This is a genomic window from Nonomuraea sp. NPDC059023 (genome assembly GCF_042740095.1).
Classification (GTDB): domain Bacteria; phylum Actinomycetota; class Actinomycetes; order Streptosporangiales; family Streptosporangiaceae; genus Nonomuraea.
Genome location: NZ_JBHYIO010000010.1, coordinates 130,941 through 151,745, shown reverse-complemented (window position 1 = coordinate 151,745; position 20,805 = coordinate 130,941). Strand labels below are relative to the sequence as shown.

General features: G+C 70.3%; 19 protein-coding genes. 10 read left to right on the top strand and 9 right to left on the bottom strand.

All coding sequences use genetic code 11. The features are described 5' to 3' along the window. Positions 1–9: 9 nt before the first annotated feature. From ACFWYW_RS19055 to ACFWYW_RS19020, 8 genes are all read right to left on the bottom strand, one after another. Positions 10–957, bottom strand: a complete 948-nt coding sequence (locus ACFWYW_RS19055; RefSeq protein WP_379612121.1) for a DNA polymerase ligase N-terminal domain-containing protein — start codon at positions 955–957, stop codon at positions 10–12. 36 nt (positions 958–993) lie between these two features. Beyond that, a complete protein-coding gene (locus ACFWYW_RS19050; protein ID WP_379612120.1) occupies positions 994–1,668 on the bottom strand; it encodes a FadR/GntR family transcriptional regulator in 675 nt (224 codons plus the stop codon). A gap of 25 nt (positions 1,669–1,693) precedes the next feature. Beyond that, positions 1,694–2,638, bottom strand: coding sequence for an MBL fold metallo-hydrolase (locus ACFWYW_RS19045; protein ID WP_379612119.1), 945 nt, complete (start codon positions 2,636–2,638; stop codon positions 1,694–1,696). Between the two features lie 377 nt (positions 2,639–3,015). Beyond that, positions 3,016–4,131, bottom strand: a complete 1,116-nt coding sequence (locus ACFWYW_RS19040; protein WP_379612118.1) for a steroid 3-ketoacyl-CoA thiolase — start codon at positions 4,129–4,131, stop codon at positions 3,016–3,018. Positions 4,132–4,256: 125 nt separating this feature from the next. Next, a complete protein-coding gene (locus ACFWYW_RS19035) occupies positions 4,257–5,228 on the bottom strand; it encodes a sigma-70 family RNA polymerase sigma factor (protein ID WP_379612117.1) in 972 nt (323 codons plus the stop codon). Positions 5,229–5,468: 240 nt separating this feature from the next. Then, positions 5,469–6,401 (bottom strand): NADP-dependent oxidoreductase, encoded by a 933-nt coding sequence (locus tag ACFWYW_RS19030; RefSeq protein WP_379612256.1) that lies wholly within the window; start codon positions 6,399–6,401, stop codon positions 5,469–5,471. A 101-nt stretch (positions 6,402–6,502) separates the two neighbouring features. Further along, a complete protein-coding gene (locus ACFWYW_RS19025) occupies positions 6,503–7,018 on the bottom strand; it encodes a TetR/AcrR family transcriptional regulator (RefSeq protein ID WP_379612115.1) in 516 nt (171 codons plus the stop codon). A 301-nt stretch (positions 7,019–7,319) separates the two neighbouring features. Then, positions 7,320–7,883, bottom strand: a complete 564-nt coding sequence (locus ACFWYW_RS19020) for a TetR family transcriptional regulator (protein WP_379612114.1) — start codon at positions 7,881–7,883, stop codon at positions 7,320–7,322. A 268-nt stretch (positions 7,884–8,151) separates the two neighbouring features. On the opposite strand from ACFWYW_RS19020, the gene ACFWYW_RS19015 reads away from it, so the two are divergent. The 6 genes from ACFWYW_RS19015 to ACFWYW_RS18990 all read left to right on the top strand — a co-directional run bounded on the left by ACFWYW_RS19015 (position 8,152) and on the right by ACFWYW_RS18990 (position 14,901). Then, complete coding sequence (locus ACFWYW_RS19015; RefSeq protein ID WP_379612113.1) at positions 8,152–9,741, top strand: AMP-binding protein; 1,590 nt, start codon at positions 8,152–8,154, stop codon at positions 9,739–9,741. Further along, positions 9,741–10,697 (top strand): acyl-CoA dehydrogenase family protein, encoded by a 957-nt coding sequence (locus ACFWYW_RS19010; RefSeq protein WP_379612111.1) that lies wholly within the window; start codon positions 9,741–9,743, stop codon positions 10,695–10,697. The genes ACFWYW_RS19015 and ACFWYW_RS19010 overlap by 1 nt, the downstream gene beginning before the upstream one ends. Continuing rightward, complete coding sequence (locus ACFWYW_RS19005) at positions 10,697–11,851, top strand: acyl-CoA dehydrogenase family protein (RefSeq protein WP_379612110.1); 1,155 nt, start codon at positions 10,697–10,699, stop codon at positions 11,849–11,851. The genes ACFWYW_RS19010 and ACFWYW_RS19005 overlap by 1 nt, the downstream gene beginning before the upstream one ends. Further along, on the top strand, positions 11,848–12,738 hold the full coding sequence (locus ACFWYW_RS19000) for a bifunctional MaoC family dehydratase N-terminal/OB-fold nucleic acid binding domain-containing protein (protein ID WP_379612108.1): 891 nt from the start codon (positions 11,848–11,850) through the stop codon (positions 12,736–12,738). Before ACFWYW_RS19005 ends, ACFWYW_RS19000 begins: the two co-directional genes overlap by 4 nt. After that, positions 12,735–13,145: a MaoC/PaaZ C-terminal domain-containing protein gene (locus ACFWYW_RS18995; RefSeq protein ID WP_379612107.1), complete on the top strand. Its 411-nt coding sequence runs from the start codon at positions 12,735–12,737 to the stop codon at positions 13,143–13,145. Before ACFWYW_RS19000 ends, ACFWYW_RS18995 begins: the two co-directional genes overlap by 4 nt. Positions 13,146–13,743: 598 nt before the next feature. Beyond that, positions 13,744–14,901: a lipid-transfer protein gene (locus ACFWYW_RS18990; protein ID WP_379612106.1), complete on the top strand. Its 1,158-nt coding sequence runs from the start codon at positions 13,744–13,746 to the stop codon at positions 14,899–14,901. A 123-nt stretch (positions 14,902–15,024) separates the two neighbouring features. Here the strand turns inward: ACFWYW_RS18990 and ACFWYW_RS18985 are convergent, their stop codons facing one another. After that, positions 15,025–17,055 (bottom strand): hypothetical protein, encoded by a 2,031-nt coding sequence (locus tag ACFWYW_RS18985; protein WP_379612105.1) that lies wholly within the window; start codon positions 17,053–17,055, stop codon positions 15,025–15,027. Between the two features lie 263 nt (positions 17,056–17,318). On the opposite strand from ACFWYW_RS18985, the gene ACFWYW_RS18980 reads away from it, so the two are divergent. The 4 genes from ACFWYW_RS18980 to ACFWYW_RS18965 are packed head-to-tail and all read left to right on the top strand — an operon-like array spanning position 17,319 to position 20,679. Continuing rightward, complete coding sequence (locus ACFWYW_RS18980; protein WP_379612104.1) at positions 17,319–18,380, top strand: ABC transporter ATP-binding protein; 1,062 nt, start codon at positions 17,319–17,321, stop codon at positions 18,378–18,380. Further along, positions 18,373–19,047: an ABC transporter permease gene (locus ACFWYW_RS18975; protein WP_184972667.1), complete on the top strand. Its 675-nt coding sequence runs from the start codon at positions 18,373–18,375 to the stop codon at positions 19,045–19,047. Before ACFWYW_RS18980 ends, ACFWYW_RS18975 begins: the two co-directional genes overlap by 8 nt. Then, positions 19,044–19,709, top strand: coding sequence for an ABC transporter permease (locus tag ACFWYW_RS18970; RefSeq protein ID WP_379612103.1), 666 nt, complete (start codon positions 19,044–19,046; stop codon positions 19,707–19,709). Before ACFWYW_RS18975 ends, ACFWYW_RS18970 begins: the two co-directional genes overlap by 4 nt. A gap of 37 nt (positions 19,710–19,746) precedes the next feature. After that, positions 19,747–20,679, top strand: a complete 933-nt coding sequence (locus ACFWYW_RS18965) for an ABC transporter substrate-binding protein (RefSeq protein WP_379612102.1) — start codon at positions 19,747–19,749, stop codon at positions 20,677–20,679. Positions 20,680–20,805: the final 126 nt, after the last annotated feature.

Genomic DNA, 20,805 nt, shown 5'->3' with positions numbered 1-20,805 from the left:
TTATGGCTGTTATGTGGGGATGAACGCCCACCATTTTGAGTGGCCTGGTTCGTAGGGGGAGTCGAGGCGCTTGCCGACGATTCCCGGCAGGCCCTGCTCGCGGGCGGCCTGCCGTACGGGCTGGGCCTGGGCGGGCCAGGACGGGGCGGTCTGCCAGCGCGCGCCCGAGAGGTCCAGCGCGTCCAGGGCCGCGCGGCGCTCGGTGAACGGCCTGGCCACCAGCGAGTGGCCGTCGTCGTAGAGCAGATCGGTGCAGACCAGGATCTCCGAGTCGCCCAGCCGGACGATCTCGCCGTCGAGGACCGCGCTCCTGCTGCCGAACGCCTCGGCCATCGGGCGCAGCCAGGAGAACTCGCGGGCCAGGTCGGTCCGCCCGCCGTCCACGTGGACCAGCACGCGGCTGCCGCCCCAGGCGAACTCGAAGGCGTAGGCCTCCTGGTCGCGGGGGAGTTTGGCGCGTCTGACCGGCAGCATCGGCTCCAGCGGCGGCAGCGGGTCCACGGCGGGCGGGTCCATGCGGTGGATCATCCAGTTCTTGCCGTCGGTCCTGAACAGCACGTACCGGCCCTGGGCGCGCTCGCCGTGCAGCACCACCTTGACCTCGCGCTCCGACCATTTCTCCGTGTCGTAGGTGCCGGTGTCCCAGATCGTCATGCTGCCCGCGCCGTACTCGCCGGTGGGGATCTCGCCGTGGAAGCCGAGGTACTCCATCGGGTGGTCCTCGGTGTGCACGGCCAGGTGGTTGACCCGCGGATCGGCCGGAAGTCCCTTCGGCACCGCCCAGGAGACGAGCACGCCGTCGCGCTCCAGGCGCAGGTCCCAGTGCAGTGACCGCGCGTGGTGCTCCTGGATCACGAACGCGCGGTCGTCCCCCTGCTGGGGTGGTTGCTGGGGGACGGGCTCGGGGGTACGGCTGGCGTCCCGCTTACTCCGATATTTCGCGAGTTTGTCGGCCACGCACCCTACCTACCCGGCGCTCGTCCCCCCGATCCTTCAGTCGAGCGCCTTGCGCAGCCACGCCTCGACACCGGCCACGTGGACCGTGGCCCAGGAACGTGCCACATCCGGCTGGCGGGCGGCGATGGCGTCGTAGATGGCAGTGTGCTGCTCCATCGTCTTCTCCAGCGCCCCCTCCTGGGTGAGGCCGCGCCAGATGCGCGCGCGGTGGGTCGGACCGGCCAGGCTCTCGATGAACGAGCACAACACGTTGTTGCCGGAACCGCGGGCGATGCGCTGGTGGAATTTCAGGTCGTTGTCGACCAGCTCCTCGATCGTGGGGTCCTTGGGCAGCGAGCGGAGTACCTCGCCCAGTTCCTCGATGTCGGCGTCGCTCATCTGGACCGCGGCCATGGCTGTGGCGGCGGGTTCCAGGATGCGGCGTACCTCGAAGAACTGGATGACGGTGTCGTCGCGGTGCAGGTCGAGCACGAACGACATGGTGTCCAGCAGGAGCCGGGGCTCCAGGCTGGTGACGTAGGTGCCGTCGCCCTGCCGTACGTCCAGGACGTTGATGAGCGCCAGCGCGCGTACGGCCTCGCGCAGCGAGTTGCGGGACAGGCCCAGCCGTTCGGCGAGATCGGCCTCTTTGGGGAGCCGGTCGCCGGGGGCTAGCTCGCCCGAGAGGATCATCTGCTTGATCTTGTCGATCGCAGCGTCGGTGACCGCCACGCTTCTCTCCCTAGACATCGGATGTCTACGAGTCTAGAGCCTGGAAGCGTACGGGATCGACCCCGGACACGCGGCGGATCTCGCCACGTGCCTCCAGGGTGCGAAGGTGGGCGGCGGCTTCTCCGGCCGCCAGTCCTCGGAGCATAGGGGACAGATCATCCCATGCTCGGTTCCAGGTCATCATCGCGGCGATCTCCCAGATGGTCAGCGGCTCGCCGGTGCTGGTCAGCAGTGTGGCGAGCGTGTGGAGTCTCTCCTCGTGATGGTGGCGGATCTGGACGGCGCGTGCCGCCACATCCGGAAATATCCACTCATGCGCGGGCAGGGCGGTTAGGGGCCCCTGCTCGGCCACCTTCTCCAGAGATTTCAAGAAATCGCCGAGCGGGTCTACATCGACGCGGTCATAGGGATAAATACCGACATGCGGGGTGATGTCCGGCAGCACGTGGTCGCCCGTGAACAGCCGGTCCCCCAGCCGCAAGCACAGATGCCCAGGCGTGTGCCCCGGAGTGTGAATGGCCCGCAACTCCCGCCCCGGCACGTCCACGACCTCCCCGTCGCGCAAGGTCCGGTCCGGCTGCGCGGGCGCCACCGGCCGCTCGGCCACCGGCACACTCACATCCAGCCCCTCGGCACCGGCCCGCCTCAGCATCTCGGCCTGGAAATCCCGGTGCTCGTCGTCGGCCAGCCCCCGTATCAGCGTGACGATGGCCGCGTCCGCCTCGTGCATCGCGATCCACGCCCCCGACACCTCCCGCACCTGCCCCGCCAGCCCCGCATGATCAGGATGGAAGTGCGTCACGACGACCCCGTACACCTCGGCCACGTCGATCCCCAGCGCCGCGAACCCGCCGCTCAGCGCCTCCCAGGCGTCCGGATGATTCCACCCCGCGTCGATGAGCACCGGCCCACGCGGCGACTCGATCGCGTAGACCAGTGTGTAGCCGAGCGGATTCCCGGGAATCGGCACCGGCACACTCCACACCCCGCCACCCAGATCCCGCGGCTTCTGACTGCTGTACGGCTGCCGCCGCGTCTTCCCCCGCGCCCGCTGTGCCTGCTGTGTCCGCTGTGTCTTCCCGCTCGGTCGGCCATCGCCTTGCGTCGTGACATGAGGCTGCTCGTCGTGCTGCGCGGCTACCGGGGGTGGTGCCTCGCGCCGTGAGTTCCCGCGCGGTCGGTCATCGCGTTGCGTCGTGACACGAGGCGCCCCGTCCTGCCGCGTGGTTGCCGGACCTTGCTCCCCGCGTCGCTTGGTCCCGCTCGGCTGGTTGTTGTGTGAGGTGGTTGCCGGAGGTGGGTTGTCGGGTCTGGGCTTTTCGGGAGGTTGGCCGTCGGGTTGGGGTGTCACGTGAGGCGCTCGAGGACGGTGGCCGTGGCCAGGGCGCCTCCGGCGCACATGCTGACCAGGGCGGTGGCCGAGTCGGAGCGTTCGAGTTCGTGCAAAGCAGTGGTGATCAGCCGGGCGCCGGTCGCACCCACCGGATGGCCCAGCGCGATGGCGCCGCCGTTGACGTTGACCCGGTCGAAGTCGGGCTCGTGCACGCTCGCCCAGGACAGGACGACCGCGGCGAACGCCTCGTTCACCTCGAACCTCTCGATGTCGCTCATCGCCATCCCCGTCCTGGCCAGCACCCTCGCCGTGGCGTCCACCGGCCCATCCAGGTGATAGTACGGCTCCGCCCCGACGAGCGTCTGGGCCAGGATTCTGGCGCGGGGACGCAGGCCGTACCTCTGAGCGGCCTTCTCGCTCATCAGCAGGACGGCGGCGGCCCCGTCGGAGATCTGTGACGACGTGCCCGCGGTGTGCAGGGCGCCCGGCACGACCGGCTTCAGCTTGGCCAGGCCGTCGGTGGTGGTCTCGCGTAAGCCCTGGTCCTTGGTGACGCCGTGGACGGGCACGATCTCCCTGTCGAACCGGCCGTCGGCCCACGCCTTGGCCGCGAGCTGCTGAGACCGGGCGCCGAACCAGTCGAGCCGTTCCCGGGTCAGGCTCCGCCGGGCGGCGATCCGCTCGGCCGCGGTGAACTGATCGGGCAGATCGATCGACCAGTCGTCGGGACGCGGCCGCGCCGGCTGGACGTTGCTGCCCAGCGGCGCCCGGCTCATCACCTCGACCCCGCACGCCACGCCCACCTCGATGACGCCCGCCTGGATCAACGCCGCCACCAGGTGCACCGCCTGCTGCGACGACCCGCACTGCGCGTCGATCGTGGTCACGCCGGTCTGGTGCGGCAGCCCCGCGTAGAGCCAGGAGTAGCGGCCCACATGTCCGCCCTGCTCGCCCGCCTGGGTGACACAACCGGCGAAGACCTGCTCGACGGTGGCCGGGTCGATGCCCGACCGTTCGACGAGGCCGGTCAGCGCTGCGGCTAGAACTTGTTGCGGCTTGAGCTCGGCCAGCCAGCCGTTGCGCTTGCCGATGGGAGTCCTTACGGCTTCTACGATCACGGGTGTGCCCACAGCGCCTCCAGAACGATGCTCTGGAAGCGAATGTAACGCGTTCTAGTTTCGACCCGCAATGCACCCGGCCCAGCGACCACCTCCTCGACCGGCCGTCCGGCATCCCCGGCGCGCAACCGGTGGGGTCAGGCGGGCAGGGTGGTGGGGAGGCCGAAGGTGTCGAAGAGTTTGAGGTCGAAGAACTGGCACACGTGGGTGACCCCGGCCGCCGACAGCGTGAGTACCGGAAGGCCGAAGGCGTGGTAGAGCCCGTCCTCGCCCAGCAGGTACATGCCGAACGCCGGCTGCCCGTTGGCGTGGCAGGGCACCAGCTTGAGGTCGCCGGGCCGCTTGGCCGGGCAGTGGGTGGCGATGAGCCGCCCGATGTTCTCCGCGCCCTGGTACCACCCGGGGAACGGCGGCATCTCGAAGACCGCGTCCTCGGTGAACAGCTTGACGATCGCGTCCACGTCGTAACTCTCGAAGGCCTGCATGTAGCGGTCGAGCAGTTCGCGTTGCTCCCGCTCGTCAGGCTCGCCCATCTGGTCCTCGGCCGGGGAGACCTCGGCCAGCTGCGCCCGCGCGCGCTGCAGGCTGCTGTTGACCGCGGCGGTGGAGGTGTCGAGCAGATCGGCCACCTCGGCCGCCCGCCACTGGAGCACGTCGCGCAGGATGAGCACCGCCCGCTGCCGGGCCGGCAAGTACTGCAGAGCCGCCACGAGGGCCAGCCGTATGCTCTCCCGCGAGGTGACCACGGTCGCCGGATCCCGCCCGTCCGCCCCGACCGCCTCGTCAGGGACGGGTTCGAGCCACTCCAGCTCCATCATCTCGCCCAGCGGCCCGTCACCCCTGGCGCTCGGCGCCCCGAGCCCGGTGGGCATCGGCCGCCTGCCCTGCTTGTCGAGCGCGGTCAGGCAGCGCGTCGTGGCGATCTTGTAGAGCCAGGTGCGTACGGAGGAGCGGCCCTCGAACTTGTCGTAGGCCCGCCAGGCCCGAACGTAGGTCTCCTGGACGGTGTCCTCGGCATCGTGAACCGAGCCGAGCATGCGATAGCAGTGCGCGAGCAGCTCCCGCCGCAAGGGGTCGGCAAGCTGGGCGAAGTCATCGCTGACTGTCATGTTCCCTGTTTAGCCGATGCGTGTGACAAAAACCTGTCCGCGCGGCGATGAGCTGTGAACATGCCCGGGGTCTAACCCTGTGGCCGCACCGGATGGCGAGCCTTTTCCAGGTTTTCGATCCGCGGCCTCAGGACGGGGCGGGTCCGGGCTCGGGCTCGCCCCTCTGGCGCGTGCAGCGGCAGGAACGAGGGGCCCTGCCCTGCACGCGCCCTTTCTGTGGGTTCCACACCCTCTGAGAGGTCACGGGGTGAGGACGATCTTGCCGGTGGTGCGGCCGGTCTCGCCGAGTTCGTGGGCCTTGGCAGCTTCCTCCAGCGGGAGGACGGCGGCGATTTCGGCGCGTAGGCGGCCGGCCGTGGCCAGGGCGGCGATGGCCTTCATGGCGGCGAGGTCCGGTTCGACCAGCATCGCGGCGGTTCGGATGCCGCGTGCCGACGCCTCTTCGGCGAGGGCGGGGTCGAGCTTGGACAGGACCAAGGAGACGATCGTGCCGCCCTCGCGCAGCGTGCGCAGGGAACGGGCGCCGTAGTCGCCGCCCATGGTGTCGAGGACCATGTCCACGTCCCGGACCACGTTGGCGAAGTCGGTGCTCCGGTAGTCGATGAGTTCGTCGGCTCCCAGGCGGCGGAGGAAGTCGTGCTTGGCGGCGCTGGCCGTACCGATGACGAAGGCGCCGCGCGCCTTGGCGATCTGCACGGCGAGATGTCCCACCCCGCCCGCCGCGGCGTGCACGAGCACCCGCTGTCCGCCCCGCACGCCCGCGGTGTCCACCAGCGCCTGCCATGCCGTGAGCGCCGCGAGGGGCAGCGCGCCTGCCTGCACGTGATCGATCTCGGCGGGTTTGCGGGCGAAGGTTCGGGCCGGCGCGGTCACGTACTCGGCGTAGGCGCCGTGCGCCTGCGGGTACCGGAGCATGCCGAACACCTCGTCGCCCGGCTGGTACAGCGTGGTCCCCGGCCCAACCGCCTCAACCACACCCGAGACATCCCAGCCCAGCGTGAAGGGCGGGGCGCCGATCAGCCCGCCGTTGGCGCGATGCTTCCAGTCGGTGGGGTTCACACCTGCCGCCCGCACCCGCACCAGCACCTCGGTCGGCCCCGGCTCCGGCCTGGCGACCTCGGCCACCCTGAGCACGTCCGGACCACCGAGCACGTCCTGCGTGACCGCCCGCATCATCATCCCGCCAGTCTCGCAGGTACGCGTTACCCGTCGTCGGCGGGTCGTGGGCAGGCGGTCCGGCGGGGTGGGCTTCGCCGGTGGCCGGCCATGTCCGGTCAGCCGCTGTCGGCCAGGAGGAGCTGGGCGCCGCGGAGGAGTTCGGAGCGGAGTTCGGCGTCGGGGATCGGCAGCGACAGAACCATCGGGTCGGCGACGGCGGCGAGGGCCTGGGCCGCGCGGACGGTGCGGCGGCGGGTCGGGGCGGGGCCCGCCAGGAGGGCGTTGGCCCGGTCCATCCAGGTGACGACGCGGGTGGCCAGGTGTTCTTCCTCGGAGTAGACGGTGGTGTCGCGCAGGAGCAGCGTGAGCACGCGGCGATGGCCGACCATCGTGTCCACGCATCGTTCCAGGAAGGTCTCCGGGTGTTCGAGGGCGGCGTCGAGGTTGTCGAGGAAGGGATCCAGGAGCTGCTGGATGATCTCCGACTTGGAGCGGAAATAGTGGTAGAGGGTGGGCTTTGTCAGCCCGACCTGTTCGGCGACCTCGCGCATGGAGGTGGTCCGGTAGCCGCGTGCGGTGAACAGCTCCAGGGCTGCCGCCAGGATCCGTCCCTTGGTGTCACTCTGGATCACCAACCCACCCTACCGCCCGGTCGGTAGCCTCCCGCCCACGAGGACACCCCACCGGGCTTCCGAGCACTCCCAGCAACCCGCCCACGCCGTGCCCACGCCCTGCCCACGCCCCTTGGCCGGGTCAGCCCACGCTCTTGGCCGGGCCAGGCATGGTGGCCGGTCAAGGGGGGCCGTTGCGGTGGGGACCACGTCCGACGTGAGAAGCGATCCCCACGATCGGCGCCCGCCCACGACGGCGGGTGGCGGTGGGGTGGCTTGCCGTAACGGAAAAGCGCCCTTGGCGACCGCGCGGAGCATCCGGTTAGAGGTCGGACACCAGCCGGGCGGCGGCGATTTCGATGCGGCGTTGGATTTGGTCGTACGTGCGGCGGCCGCGCAGCATTTCGAGGAGTTCGTGCACCCACACGCTGGACAGCGACCCCGCCAGCGCCAGTTGCTCCTCGCTCGCCTCGTCGCGGGTCAGCCCGCCGGCCGACACTCTCAGGATCAGGCCGGTCATCCGGTCGCCGAACGGCGTCTCCACCTCGGCCATGATCAGCGACCGGATCAGCGCGTCGGCCAGTTCGGGCTCGCGCATGAGGCCGCGGGTGGCGCGCATCAGGACGTCGACCGCGCGGCCCGCGGGGGTGCCGGCGCTGGGCGGGCGGCGTTCGATGCTGTTTTCCAGCAGGTCGATCTCCTCGCCCACGACCGCCACGACGAGGTCCATCTTCGAGGGGAAATATCGGTACAGGGTCCCCAGCGCCACACCGGCGCGTTCCGCCACCGTGCGCATCTGCATGGCCTCGACACCGCCTCGGGAGGCGAGGGCGGCGGCGGCCTGGACGATGCGCTTGCGGCGCTGGTGCTGGCTGCGGGTGCGCACGCCGGACCCACCGGCGCTCGGAAGAGGGGCCTCGGGGTCGGGAGGTGGCGCTGCGACAGTCGCAGGCGGGGTGCGCATAAGAACACGTTATCTGATTTCTCCGTAACTCGGCTTGTTACTCGCGAGTCACAAAGAAGGGGCATAGCCGCATGTCCATCCGGTTATGAGGAAAAGTCGTGTTTCCTGGGCGGGAACGGTCGCTGGACAGATATTAGAATCTGTTCTAGTTTTGCGGGCAGTTGGTGACCGAGCGCTTGGTGGAGGCCGGATGACCGCGGACACGTTCGCCGCCCTGCTCGCGGCCCGCGCCGACGACGACCGGCCGTCGCTGCACTACGCCGACCGGGTCTGGTCGTGGCGGGAGCAGGTCGCGCTCTGCCGTACCTATGCGGGGTGGTTGCGCGGGGCCGGTCATGTAGGCGTATTGCTGGACAACGTGCCGGAAATGGTCTTCCTGGTGGGCGCGGCGGCGCTGGGCGGGCCGGTGGTGGTCGCGCTCAACCCCACGCGCTCGCCGGTCGAGCTGGTTCGTGACGCGCGGGCCGCCGACGTCGAGCTCATCGTGTACGACGGCGTCCACGCCGAAGCCGCGCGAGCGATCTCCGAGGACCTGGGCATCCGGCGGATCTCCTTGGACGAACTCCAGGCGACCCACGATCGCGAGCCCGCGCCCCCCGGCGACCTGGTCATGCTCGTCTTCACCTCCGGCACCTCGTCAGGCCGTCCCAGAGCGGTACGGATCACCCAGCGCAAACTCGCCGTCCCCGGCCTGTCGCTGGCCCGCATGCTCACCCGGGACGACGTCGTCTACTGCTCGATGCCCCTCTTCCACTCCGGCGCGATCATGGCGGCGTATGCGCCTGCCGTGGCCTCGGGGGCCGCGCTGGTGCTCAGGAAGCGCTTCTCGGCCTCCGGCGTTCTTCCCGATGTCCGGAAATATGGCTGCACGTATCTGCACTATGTCGGCAAGGCCCTCTCCTACGTCCTGGCCACCCCGGAGCGCCCCGACGACGCCGACAACCCGCTCAAGCTCGCCTTCGGGAACGAGGGCAGTGCCACAGCGACCCGCCGGTTCGGGGAGCGGTTCGGGTGCTTCGTCATCGACGCGTTCGGGTCCACGGAGACCGCGGTCTCGATCACGCCGGATCCGTCGGGGCCGCCCGGCTGCCTGGGCCGCCTGCCCGACGGCGTCGAGATCCGCGACCCGGCGACCGGCGAGCGCTGCCCGCCCGCGATCGTCGAGGGCGGCCGTCTCCTGAACGCGGAGGAGGCCGTCGGGGAACTGGTCAACGTCCAGGGGCTCGGGCTGTTCGACGGCTACTACAACGACCCGGAGGCCGACGCCGAGCGGATCAGGGAAGGCGCCTTCTGGTCGGGTGACCTGGCGTATGCCGACAAGGAGGGGTACGTCTTCTTCGCCGGCCGGGGCACCGAACGCCTGCGCGTGGACGGGGAGAACCTCGCCGTCGCCCCCATCGAGGCGGTGGTCCGCGAGGCGCCGGGGATCGTGGAGGCGGCCGTCTACCCGGTTCCCGACGCGGCCGCCGGGGACCAGGTGATGCTGGCCCTGGTGCCGGACGAGCGGTTCGAGGTGGCGGACTTCGCGGAGTTCCTGGGCGCGCGGGCCGACCTCGGGGCGAAGGCCGTACCGCGATATATCCGGATCTGCCGGGAGCTACCGCAGACCCCCTCCCACAAGGTGCTCAAGCGCGTCCTCGCCCGCCAGGCCTGGCACGGCGCCACCGACCCCGTGTACCTCCGGACGGCGACCGGCTACCGGCCGCTGACCGGCGACGACGTCGTGAAGATCGAGACCGAGTTCGCCCGGTACGGGCGGCAGCACTTATTGGAGAACTAGTGGATTTCGCATTGGACGAAACGCAGCAGGACCTGCGCCGGCTTGCCGCGGACCTGCTCGCCAAGCAGGCCGGCGAGGACCAGCTCAGGGAGGCCGGCCTGCTCGGCGTCTGCCTGCCGGAGGACGTGGGCGGCGCGGGCCTCGGCGGCGTCGAGATGGCCGTCGTGCTGCGCGAGGTGGGCGCGCGCGAGCTGCCGGCCCTGCCCGTCCTGGTCAGCTCACTGGCGATCAGCCGGTACGGCTCGCGCGAGCAGCAGGCCCGCCTCGGCCAGGCCAGGGTGAGCACGGTCGCGCTGAAGGAGGCGGGCAGGGCACTGGCCGACCCGCCGCAGACGCGGGCCCACTACTCCGGCGGCTGGACGCTGACCGGCCGCAAGTGCGCGGTGCCGTACGGGGCGGTGGCGGACGTGGCGCTGGTCTCGGCGGCGGAGGGACTGTTCCTGGCCCGTCCCGGCCAGGTGGTGCCGGAGTTCGCCTCGACCGGTGAGCCGCTGGCCACGCTCGTCTTCGACCGGACCCCGGCGGAGAAGGTCGCCGACGACGCCGACGGTGTCCGCCTGATCTACACGGCCGCGGTCGCCGCGCAGGCGAGCGGCGTCCTGGCGGGCGCGCTGGAGCTGACCACCGAGTACATCAAGACCAGGAAGCAGTTCGGCCGCGCGCTGGCGGAGTTCCAGGCGGTGACGATGCAGATCGCCGACGTCTACGTGGCCTCGCGGGCGCTGGACGTGGCGATGTGGTCGGCCGTCTGGGGCTTGGAGGCCAGGGACGTCGCGGTGGCCGCGTACCACGTGAGCGAGGCCTTCCGCGCGCTGTTCACCTGCCAGCACCTGCACGGCGGCCTCGGCCTGGACGTGACCTACCCCCTGCACAAGAGCTTCGCGCACGCCAAGCACCTGTCCCACCTGCTCGGCGGCGCCGACGCCCAGCTCGACCTGATCGGAGCGCTCGCCTGATGCTGATCGACCTCACCACCGAGCAGAAGCGGCTGCGGGAGGAACTGCGCGAGTACTTCCGCGCCTGCCTCACCGGCGACGACCGCAAGAAGATCGCCGAGGACCCGTTCGGCGAGGCGTACATGGAACACTGCCGCCGCCTCGGACGTGACGGCAAGCTGGGGCTCGGCTGGCCCAAGGAGTACGGCGGCGCCGGCTTCGGGCCACTCGAACAGCAGATCTTCGCCAACGAGATCGCGCGGGCGGCGGTGCCGTACCCGATCATCACGGTGCAGACGGTCGGGCCGACGCTGATGCAGTACGGCACGCCCGCGCAGAAGGAGTTCTTCCTGCCGCGCATCCTGGCGGGGGAGTGCCACTTCGCGATCGGCTACAGCGAGCCGGAGGCGGGCACGGACCTCGCCTCGCTGCGGACGACCGCGGTGCTCGACGGCGACCACTATGTCGTGAACGGGCAGAAGGTGTTCACCTCCGGCGCCCACTACGCGCAGTACGTCTGGCTGGCGGCGCGGACGAACCCCGAGGCCAAGAAGCACAAGGGCATCACCATGATGATCGCCGGGACGGACGACCCCGGCTTCTCCTGGACGCCGATCGTCACCATGGACGGCCGCCACCACACGAACGCCACCTACTACCAGGACGTACGCGTACCGGTGGACATGGTCGTGGGCGAAGTGGACAAAGGCTGGGACCTCATCGTCAACCAGCTCAACCACGAGCGGGTCACGCTCGGCCCGGCGGGCAACCTCGGCCAGACCTACGACAGGTTCCTGGCCTGGGCCCGCAGAACGGGCAACGACGGGCATCCCGACGTACGCCGCGCGCTGGGTCGCGTCTACGCCTACTTCCGCACCAACGAGCTGCTGAACTGGCAGGTCGCGGCCAACATGGACCTCGGCTGGCTGGGCGCGCCCGACGCGTCGGCCACCAAGATCTACGGTTCGGAGCGCATGCAGGAGATCGGCCGGATCGTGGGCGACATCCTGGCGCGGTTCGGGGATCCGGCCGACCCGGAGACGGCCGAACTGCTCGACCGGCTGGACCATGGCGTGAAGGGGGCCGTGGTGCTGACGTTCGGCGGCGGGGTGAACGAGGTGCAGCGCGAGCTGATCGCCATGCTCGGCCTGAGCCTGCCGAGGCCGCCGCGATGACCGATCTGCACGAGATGGCGCGCAGGCAGGTGGCCATGGGCGAGTTGCGCGGCCTGCCCGCGGCCGATCCGGTCAACGAACCGATGATCCGGCACTGGCTCGACGCCATGGGCGACCAGAACCCGCTTTATCTCGACAAAGGGGTGGCGCCTCCGGCCATGGCGCAGGTGTGGACCATGGGCGGGGTACGGCGCGACGTACGGGACCGCTCGCCGGTCGACGACATGCTGGCCGAGCTGAACGCCCAGGGATACACGGGGGTGGTGGCGACCAACTGCGAGCAGACCTACCACCGGTACGCCCGGCTGGGCGACGTGCTGACTCCGGCCACCCGCTTTTCCGGACTTACCGGACCGAAGGCGACCGCCCTTGGAGAGGGATATTTCGCCACCTGGAATGTCATCTGGTACGACCAGTTCGACGAGCCGGTGGCGGAGATGCTCTTCCGGGTCCTGAAATTTCGCCCGCGGGTAAAGGAAAGGCGCGAGCCGTATCCGCTGAAACCTGCCGTGAACCGGGACACCCAGTTCTTCTGGGACGGCGTGAAACTCGGCGAACTGCGCGTCCAAAGCTGCGCCGACTGCGGCGAACTACGCCATCCACCAGGCCCGATCTGCCCCGCCTGCCGCTCGGCGAACCGCGGCCACATCGTCGCCCGCGGCGAGGGAACCGTCTACAGCTACGTCGTCCACCACAATCCGCCCGTGCCCGGCCGCGAAACCCCGTTTGTGGTGGCGGTGGTGGAACTTCCGGAAGGCGTGAGGATTGTGGGGAACATAGTGGACTGTCCCGTGGACGCGGTGGGTATCGGTATGACGGTGCGGGCAACGTTTCGCGCAATGGATGACGAACTGATCCTTCCGATGTGGACGCCACAGGAGTCATGATGCGGACGTTGACCGGAGAGCAGATCGAAATCGGCATGGTTCTGCCAGAACTGTCCATCAGCATCACGCCCACCCTCGTGGTCTCGACCGCGATCGCCACCATGGACTTCACCCCGGTCCACCACGACGTCGAGATCGCCCGCGCGCAGGGCTCGCAGGACATCTTCCTCAACATCCTGACCACGATGGGGCTGGTCGAACGGTATGTCACCGACTGGGCGGGCCCCGAGGCGGTGATCCGCCGGATCAACGTGAAGCTCGGGGTGCCGGCCTACGCGGGGGACCTGCTGGCGTTCACGGGGGCGGTGATCGCGCGCGAGGGCGAGGAGTTCACCGTCGAGGTCCGCGGCAAGGTCTCCCTCGGCAGCCACGCGACCGGATCGGTGGTCCTCTCGCTCCCGTCTTAGCGTCCCATAGCCCTGCGGGATCTTAAGAGCACGGTCCTGCGGACCTTCAAGATCATGGGCTCTATACGTTACGGCGAAGCCACCCCCACGCCACCCGCCGACGTGGGCGGGCCCAGGTCGGGGGGATCGCTTCTCACGTCGGACGTGCTCCCCACCGCAACGGCCCCCTTTACCCACCGCCGCGGTCCCCCCGGCCCCGATCACATCCCTCGCCAACCGCCAACCGCCAACCGCCAGCCCGCCAGGCCACCACCCCATCTACCCACCGCCACCCCGCTCGCCCGCCTCCGCCCGTTCGGCCAACCCCCTCTCCCGCCTTCACCCGCTGGGCCACCGCTCCATCCGGCCCGGCCGTCTCCACCCGCTGGCCCGCCTCCGCCCGCTCTGCCACCTGCCCGTTCGGCCAATCCCCTCTCCCGCCCTCACCCGCTGGGCCACCGCTCCATCCGGCTCGCCGTCTCCCCCCCGCTTGGCTGTCGGCTCGGCTTGGCTCACCGTCACAGTCGATGGCCGTTCCTGACCTGATCTGCCCGTCCTTGCCCCCTCTGAGCGGTTGTCGTTCGGGTCGGGATGTTGTGAATACCTGAAGGGTTTCCTTATGAAAGCCGCCATCGCCGGGATCGGTGCCACCGAGTTCAGCAAGGATTCCGGGCGCTCGGAGCTGCAACTGGCCGCCGAGGCCGTTTTCGCCGCGCTCGACGATGCCGGGCTCTCGCCCGGGGACGTCGACGGCCTGGTGACCTACACCCAGGACACCAACCAGGAGATCGCCGTCGCCCGCGAGGTCGGGATCGGGGACCTGACCTTCTTCTCGCGTGTTCACTATGGCGGTGGCGCCGCCTGTGGCACGGTGATGCATGCCGCCATGGCCGTGCGGACCGGCATGGCCCGTACCGTCGTCTGCTACCGCGCCTTCAACGAACGATCCGGCCGCCGCTTCGGCCAGCCCGACGCCCGGCTCGGCGGGGAGCCTTCCTCGCAGGGGCTGGAGATGAGCTGGCACGTGCCGTACGGGCTGATGACGCCCGCGGCCTGGGTGGCCATGTTCGCGCGGCGGTACATGCACGTCTACGGCGCGACGTCGGAGGACTTCGGCCGTGTCGCCGTCGCGATGCGGCGGCACGCGGCCACGAACCCGGCGGCGTGGTTCCACGGGCGACCGATCACGCTGGCCGACCATCAGGCGTCGAAGTGGATCGTGGAGCCGTTGCACCTGCTCGACTGCTGTCAGGAGAGCGACGGCGCGGTGGCGCTGGTCGTCACCTCGGAGGACCGGGCCAGGGACCTGCGCCGTTCCCCCGCGGTGATCACGGCCGCCGCGCAGGGGGCGGGCGCCGGGCAGATGATGATGACCAGCTATTACCGCGACGACATGACCGGCCTTCCCGAGATGTCCGTCGTCGGCCGCAAACTCTGGGAAATTTCCGGCATGGGGCCCGCTGACATGCAGACCGCGATCCTCTACGACCACTTCACGCCGTTCGTGCTGACGCAGCTTGAGGAACTGGGCTTCTGCGGTCGCGGCGAGGCGGCCGGGTACGTCGCGGACGGCGGCATCGAACTGGAGGGCCGCCTCCCCGTCAACCCGCACGGAGGCCAGCTGGGTGAGGCCTACATCCACGGCATGAACGGCATCGCCGAAGCCGTCCGCCAGGTCAGGGGAACCTCGGTCAACCAGGTCAAGGACGTGTCGAACGTCCTGGTCACAGCCGGTACCGGCGTCCCCACCAGCGGCCTCATCCTCTCCACCCCCTGACCCCACCCCCGCCGGGCCCGGTCATGCGGGCAGGGGCTCCGGGGCAGGTAGCCGTCAGAGCCATGGGGTCCCGATCGGGACAGGCACACCGCGGTGCCGCTGACCGGTCGGGAGAGGGGGTGGTCAGGGGGAGCCGATTACCGGGACTGCGAAGAACACCAGCATGGCGATCAGCACGCAGATCAGGAAGCCCGCCACCTCCCAAGCCCAGTCGCGGTGCTTACGCTGCTTGCGCTTCCTCGCCTGCTTCTTGGCCGCCGGGCCGGTGCGCGACGGCTTCCGGGGACCGGTGGGCTGCTTGGCGCCCATGTTCTGCCGGGATGCCGCGAGCCGGGGCCTGCCCTGTACGCGGCCGTCGCGTCCTGGCGCCTTACGGCCGTCCAGCGGGTCGCGGCCGTCCAGCGGGTCGCGGCCGTCCAGCGGGTCGCGGTCGGCCCGCGTCGGGCGGTCGCCTGGTGCCCAGGAGTACTCAGGCGCCGGCTCAGGAGGGGTGGCCGAGTCGGATACCCAAGGGGCATTCAGGACGCCGGGGGCCTCGTCGGGCTGGTCCAGCAGGGTGGGGTCGCTGGCGGCCAGGATGTCGGAGGGCATGGGGAGCCGGTAGACGGGCTCGTCGGCCGGGCGGCGGGTCCGGGTGAAGGGCTGGAACGCGGAGAACGTGTCCCCCGCCTCCTGGCCGCCGTCCGTGGTCCTGGCATCCGGGCTTCGGCCGGGCTCCGGGGGGCTGGGCGTCGAGGTGTCCTGCCGGGAGCTGTGGACCAGTACGTCTCCGGGGGAGGGCAGGTCCAGCGGCGGCATGATGTCGGTGGGCGGGTCGTCCAGTATGTCCGCGGGCACCGGAGCCGACATCAGGAACCCGGTCCTCGGCGGCAGCCCGTCCCGGACCCTGGGCCTGGGCGGCAGGCCCGCACGCCGGCCCGGCTCCTCCCCATCGGCGCTGGACGCCTCTTCCTGGGCGGAGGGGCCGGCGGCGGAGGGGCCGGTGAAGGGGGCGAAGGGGTCACGCCCGGAGGTGAACGCGCCGGACGGAGGCGCCCCGGCCGACGGATCGCGGGTGGGAGCCGCGGTGAACGGGCCGCGCACAGGGGCTTCGCCCTGTGGGTCGCTGACCGGATAGGCGGTGAAGGGGCGGGCGGGCGAGCCGGCCTGCGGGTTGGGAGTGGGCGAGCCGCCCGGCAGGTCACGGGCAGGGGACACGCCCGGCTGATCGCGGGTGGAAGGTCCGCCCAGCACATCGCCGCTGGGAGAGCCCCACCGGTCGCGGGTGGGAGAGCCGGTCGATCGGTCCCGGGGGGAAGTGGTGCCCAGCAGCGGCGGGAGGCCGGTCAGGGGGTCGCGGGGGGAAGAGGTGCCCAGCAGCGGTGGCGGGCCGGTCAGGGGGTCGCGGAGGCGGGGCATGGGGGCCGTGGTGGCCTCGTGGTCGGCGCGGCCCGTCGGGGGTGTGAGGAGTTCCGTGGGGAAGATGCCCGTCGCCGTCCTGGGGTCCGATTCGGCGAGCGGCTGTGGCCAGCGGGGTGGCGCGGGCCAGCGGGGCTTGACGAAGAGGGGGGCGGCGCCGGCCGTACGGGATCCTGCTACGTGCACGCGCAGTACGGCGGCAGGGGCGGGCCACGGCAGGCGGCACAGGATGTCGCGCAGCGGCGCGACCGACAGGGCGCCGTAGACGTCGGCGACGGAGGCGGGGACGCGCGCGCCCGTGGAGGCCAGGGCGGTGGAGAGCGTCTGGCGGAAGCGGTGCGCGGCGCTGATGGCCAGCTCTTCCGCGGTGTCGGGGGCGACGTCGAGTACCCAGGCGAGTTCGGTCGTGGTCAGGCCGCAGACCTCGCACAGGAGGAGGACCTCGCGCTGGTGGGGCCGGAGTTCGCGCAGGGTCCGTTCGACCAGGGCGGAGGCGGGGTCGACGAGCGGGTCGACGACGGGGGGCGCGTAGACGATGTCGCGCCGGTGGATCTCGCGGCGGGCGAGGGCGTAGAGGGCGGCGCGCGGCGGCGCTTGGGCGGGCACGCTGGAGAGCACGGCGACCAGCGCGTACCCGGCGGAGGCTGGGTCGCCGAGCTGGTCCGCGCAGTACGCGAACAGCCCGGTGGCGTGACGGTCGTAGAGCTCGGCGATCAGGTCGTTGCGGGAGCGCTGATCGGTGAGCGGTTGAGTCACTGGGCCGGATCCTCTGGTGGAAAACGGACGCTGGGGGGTGAGGGGTGCGGCGTCGGAGTTTGTGCTGGCAATCATGCCAACTCCTACAGGTGTTGCGCACTATGAGAACGTCATTTGATATGAATCCTCCCAGGTCGGTGAAGCGTTTAAGCACAGGCCGATGGGACAGAAGCACCCTCATCGCCGTAGTCTGAGGTCCGCAAGAGATCATGCGGCGGACGTGGCAGGGGGGCTACGGTCCCGCCACGAACGGAAGGTCACGCGTGATCACGTTCGACTCTGTCACCAAACGCTATCCAGACGGAACGGTCGCCGTGGACAACCTCAGCCTTGAGGCGCCCACGGGCCAGATCACCGTGTTCGTCGGGCCGTCGGGGTGCGGCAAGACCACCTCACTGCGGATGATCAACCGCATGATCGACGCGTCGGACGGACAGATCCTGCTGGACGGCACCGCCGTACAGACGATCGACCCGCCGACGCTGCGCCGGGGGATCGGCTACGTCATCCAGCAGGCCGGGCTCTTCCCGCACCGGAGGATCGTCGACAACGTCGCCACGGTGCCGTTCCTGCTCGGCTGGGACAAGAAGAAGGCCCGCGACCGGGCCATGGAGCTGCTGGAGGTCGTCGGGCTCGACCCGGCGATGGCCCAGCGCTACCCGTTCCAGCTGTCGGGAGGTCAGCAGCAGCGCGTCGGGGTGGCCAGGGCGCTGGCCGCCGACCCGCCGGTGCTGCTCATGGACGAGCCGTTCAGCGCGGTCGACCCGATCGTGCGGACGAGCCTGCAGGACGAGCTGCTCAAGCTGCAGTCCGAGCTGAACAAGGCCATCGTCTTCGTCACCCACGACATCGACGAGGCCATCAAGCTCGGCGACCGCGTGGCCGTGCTGCGCGTGGGCGGGCGGCTGGCGCAACTGGCCGATCCCAAGACGCTGCTGTCGGAGCCCGCCGACGAGTTCGTGCGCGAGTTCCTGGGGCACGACCGGGGGATCCGGCGCCTGCAGTTCATCTCCGCGGCGGGGCTACGGCTGCGCACCGACCTGACCGTCGCCGAGGACGCGTTCCCCGCGGACTCCGATGAGCCCTGGCTGCTCATCGTCACCCCGGACCGGCGGCCCGTGGCCTGGGTCACGCCCCGGCGGCCGGAGGAGCGGGAGCCGTACGGGACGTTCCTGCACGGCAAGGACAACATGCGGTCGGCGCTCGACGCGGCGCTGCTGTCGCCTTCGGGCTGCGCGGTGGCCGTGGACGAGAACGGGAAGGTGGTCGGGGTGGCCACCCGCGAGGCCCTCGACGAGGCGCTCGCGGAGGCGGCCGATGTCTGACGGTCCGCCAACACTCTGGGAGTGGTTCGCCCGCAACTGGGACACCGGGCGGGTCGGCAGCATCAGCAACCTGCTCAGCGACCACCTGGTGATGTCGCTGGTGCCGATCGTGGCGGCACTCGTGCTGTCGCTGCCGCTGGGGCTGGCGTGCGTGCGGTTCCGCTGGCTGTACCAGCCCACGTCCGGGCTGATGAACATCCTCTACGCGCTGCCGTCGCTGCCGATCTTCATGCTGCTGATCTCGGTGACCGGGCTGTCGCAGACCACGGTGATCATCCCGCTGACGTTCTACGCCATGGCCGTGCTGATCCCGTCGGTGGTCGACGGGCTGGGCGCGGTGCCCGACCACGTCCGACAGTCGGCCGTGGCCATGGGCTTCACGCCGGTCCGCCGGCTGGTCCAGGTCGAGCTGCCGATCGCCACCCCGGTCGTGCTGGCGGGCCTGCGGGTCGTCGCGGTCTCCAGCATCTCGCTGGTCAGCGTCGGCGCGCTGATCGGCCAGGGCGGGCTCGGGATGCTGTTCACCCGGGCCTACCAGAACCCGTTCCTGCCGCCGGTCATCGTCGGCATCGTGGGCATCGTGCTGCTGGCGCTGGTCGCCGACGGGCTCCTGGTGTTGGCGCAACGGCTGCTGACGCCGTGGGTGCGGGCGAGGAGGGCGTCGTGAACTGGCTGACGGACTTCTTCGGCAACCCCGAGAACTGGACGGGACCCGGCGGCATCCCCATGCGGCTGCTGGAGCACCTGGAGTACTCGGTGCTGGCCCTCGTGCTCGCGGTGCTGATCGCGATCCCGCTCGGCCTGCTGATCGGGCACACGGGCAAGGGCGGGGTGATCGTGGTGATCTCCGCCAACCTGGCCAGGGCGCTGCCGACGCTGGGCATGCTCGTGCTGTTCGTGCTGCTGCTGGGCACGGCCTCGATCCTGCCGGTGATCATCCCGCTGGTGCTGCTGTCGATCCCGCCGATCCTGGTCAACACGTTCGAGGGCATCCGGGGTGTGGATCCCGAGTTGCGCGACGCCGCGTACGGGATGGGTCTGCGCGGCGGGCAGGTGCTCGGACGGGTGCTGGTCCCGGTGGCGCTGCCGCTGATCCTGCTGGGTCTGCGGCTCTCGGCCATCCAGGTGGTGGCCACCACGACCGTCGCCGCGTACGTGGGCCTGGGCGGGCTCGGGCGCTTCGTCATCGACGGATTCGCCACCAAGGAGTATGCGAGCGTGGTCGGCGGTTCAGTACTGATTGTGCTGTTCGCTCTGGTGGTGCAGCTGGCGTTCACCCTCGTCCAGCGGGTGAGCGTCTCTCCGGGGGTTAGTCAGAGAGTTCGCTAGTCTCCTACTCAACCCCCCGCTAAGAAGGGAAATCTTGATGAAACGCATCTTCAGCACCGCTGCGGTGCTGCTGTCGGCCGGACTCGCGCTGGCCGCTTGCGGATCCTCCGGCTCGGGAGGCAACCCGCTCGACACCACGAGCGCCCAGCCCAGCGGTGCCGCCAGCAGCGCGCCCGCCGGCGGCGGCAAGGCCATCATCGGCTCGTTCGACTTCGACGAGAGCGTCCTGCTCGGCTCCATCTACGCCCAGGCGCTTGAGGCCAAGGGCGTCCAGGTCGAGGAGAAGCCGCGCATCGGCAGCCGCGAGGTCGTCTACGACCAGGTCAAGGCCGGCGGCCTGACCATCGTGCCCGAGTACAACGGCAACCTGCTGGCCTTCATCGACCCCAAGACCACGGCCGGCACCACCGCCGACGTGGACACGGCGCTGAAGGAGAAGCTGCCCGACACGCTGGAGATCCTCACCTCCTCGCCCGCCGAGGACAAGGACAGCCTGTCGGTCTCCGAGGCGTCGGCGACCAAGGACTCCCTGAAGTCCATCGAGGATCTGGCCAAGGTGTCGAAGACCATGGTCGTCGGCGGCCCGCCGGAGTTCAAGAAGCGCTGGGAGGCCCGCTTCAAGGAGGTCTACGGCCTGGAGTTCAAGGAGTGGAAGCCCACCGGCCCCACCACCGCTGACGCCATCAAGGACGGCACGATCCAGGTCGGCAACGTCTTCACCACCGACCCCAAGATCATCGCCAACAAGCTGGTCCCGCTCGCGGACCCGAAGAACATCTTCCCCGCCCAGAACGTCACCCCGCTGGTCTACAAGGCGGGCGCGAACGACACCATCAAGACCACGCTCGACGCGGTCTCCGCCAAGCTCAGCACGCAGTCGCTGATCGAGATGATGACGAAGATCTCCGTCAACAAGGACGAGCCGGCCACCGTGGCCAAGGAGTGGCTGTCGGCCAACGGGCTCGGCTGAGCTTGAGCGAGTTCACCGAGGCGATGGCCCAGCTGGCCGCCGGCGTGGGGGGGGGGGGCCCGGGGGGGGGAGCGCCCCCCCCCCGGGGGGGGGGGGGGCGCCCCCAGGAGGGGGGGGCGGGGCGGC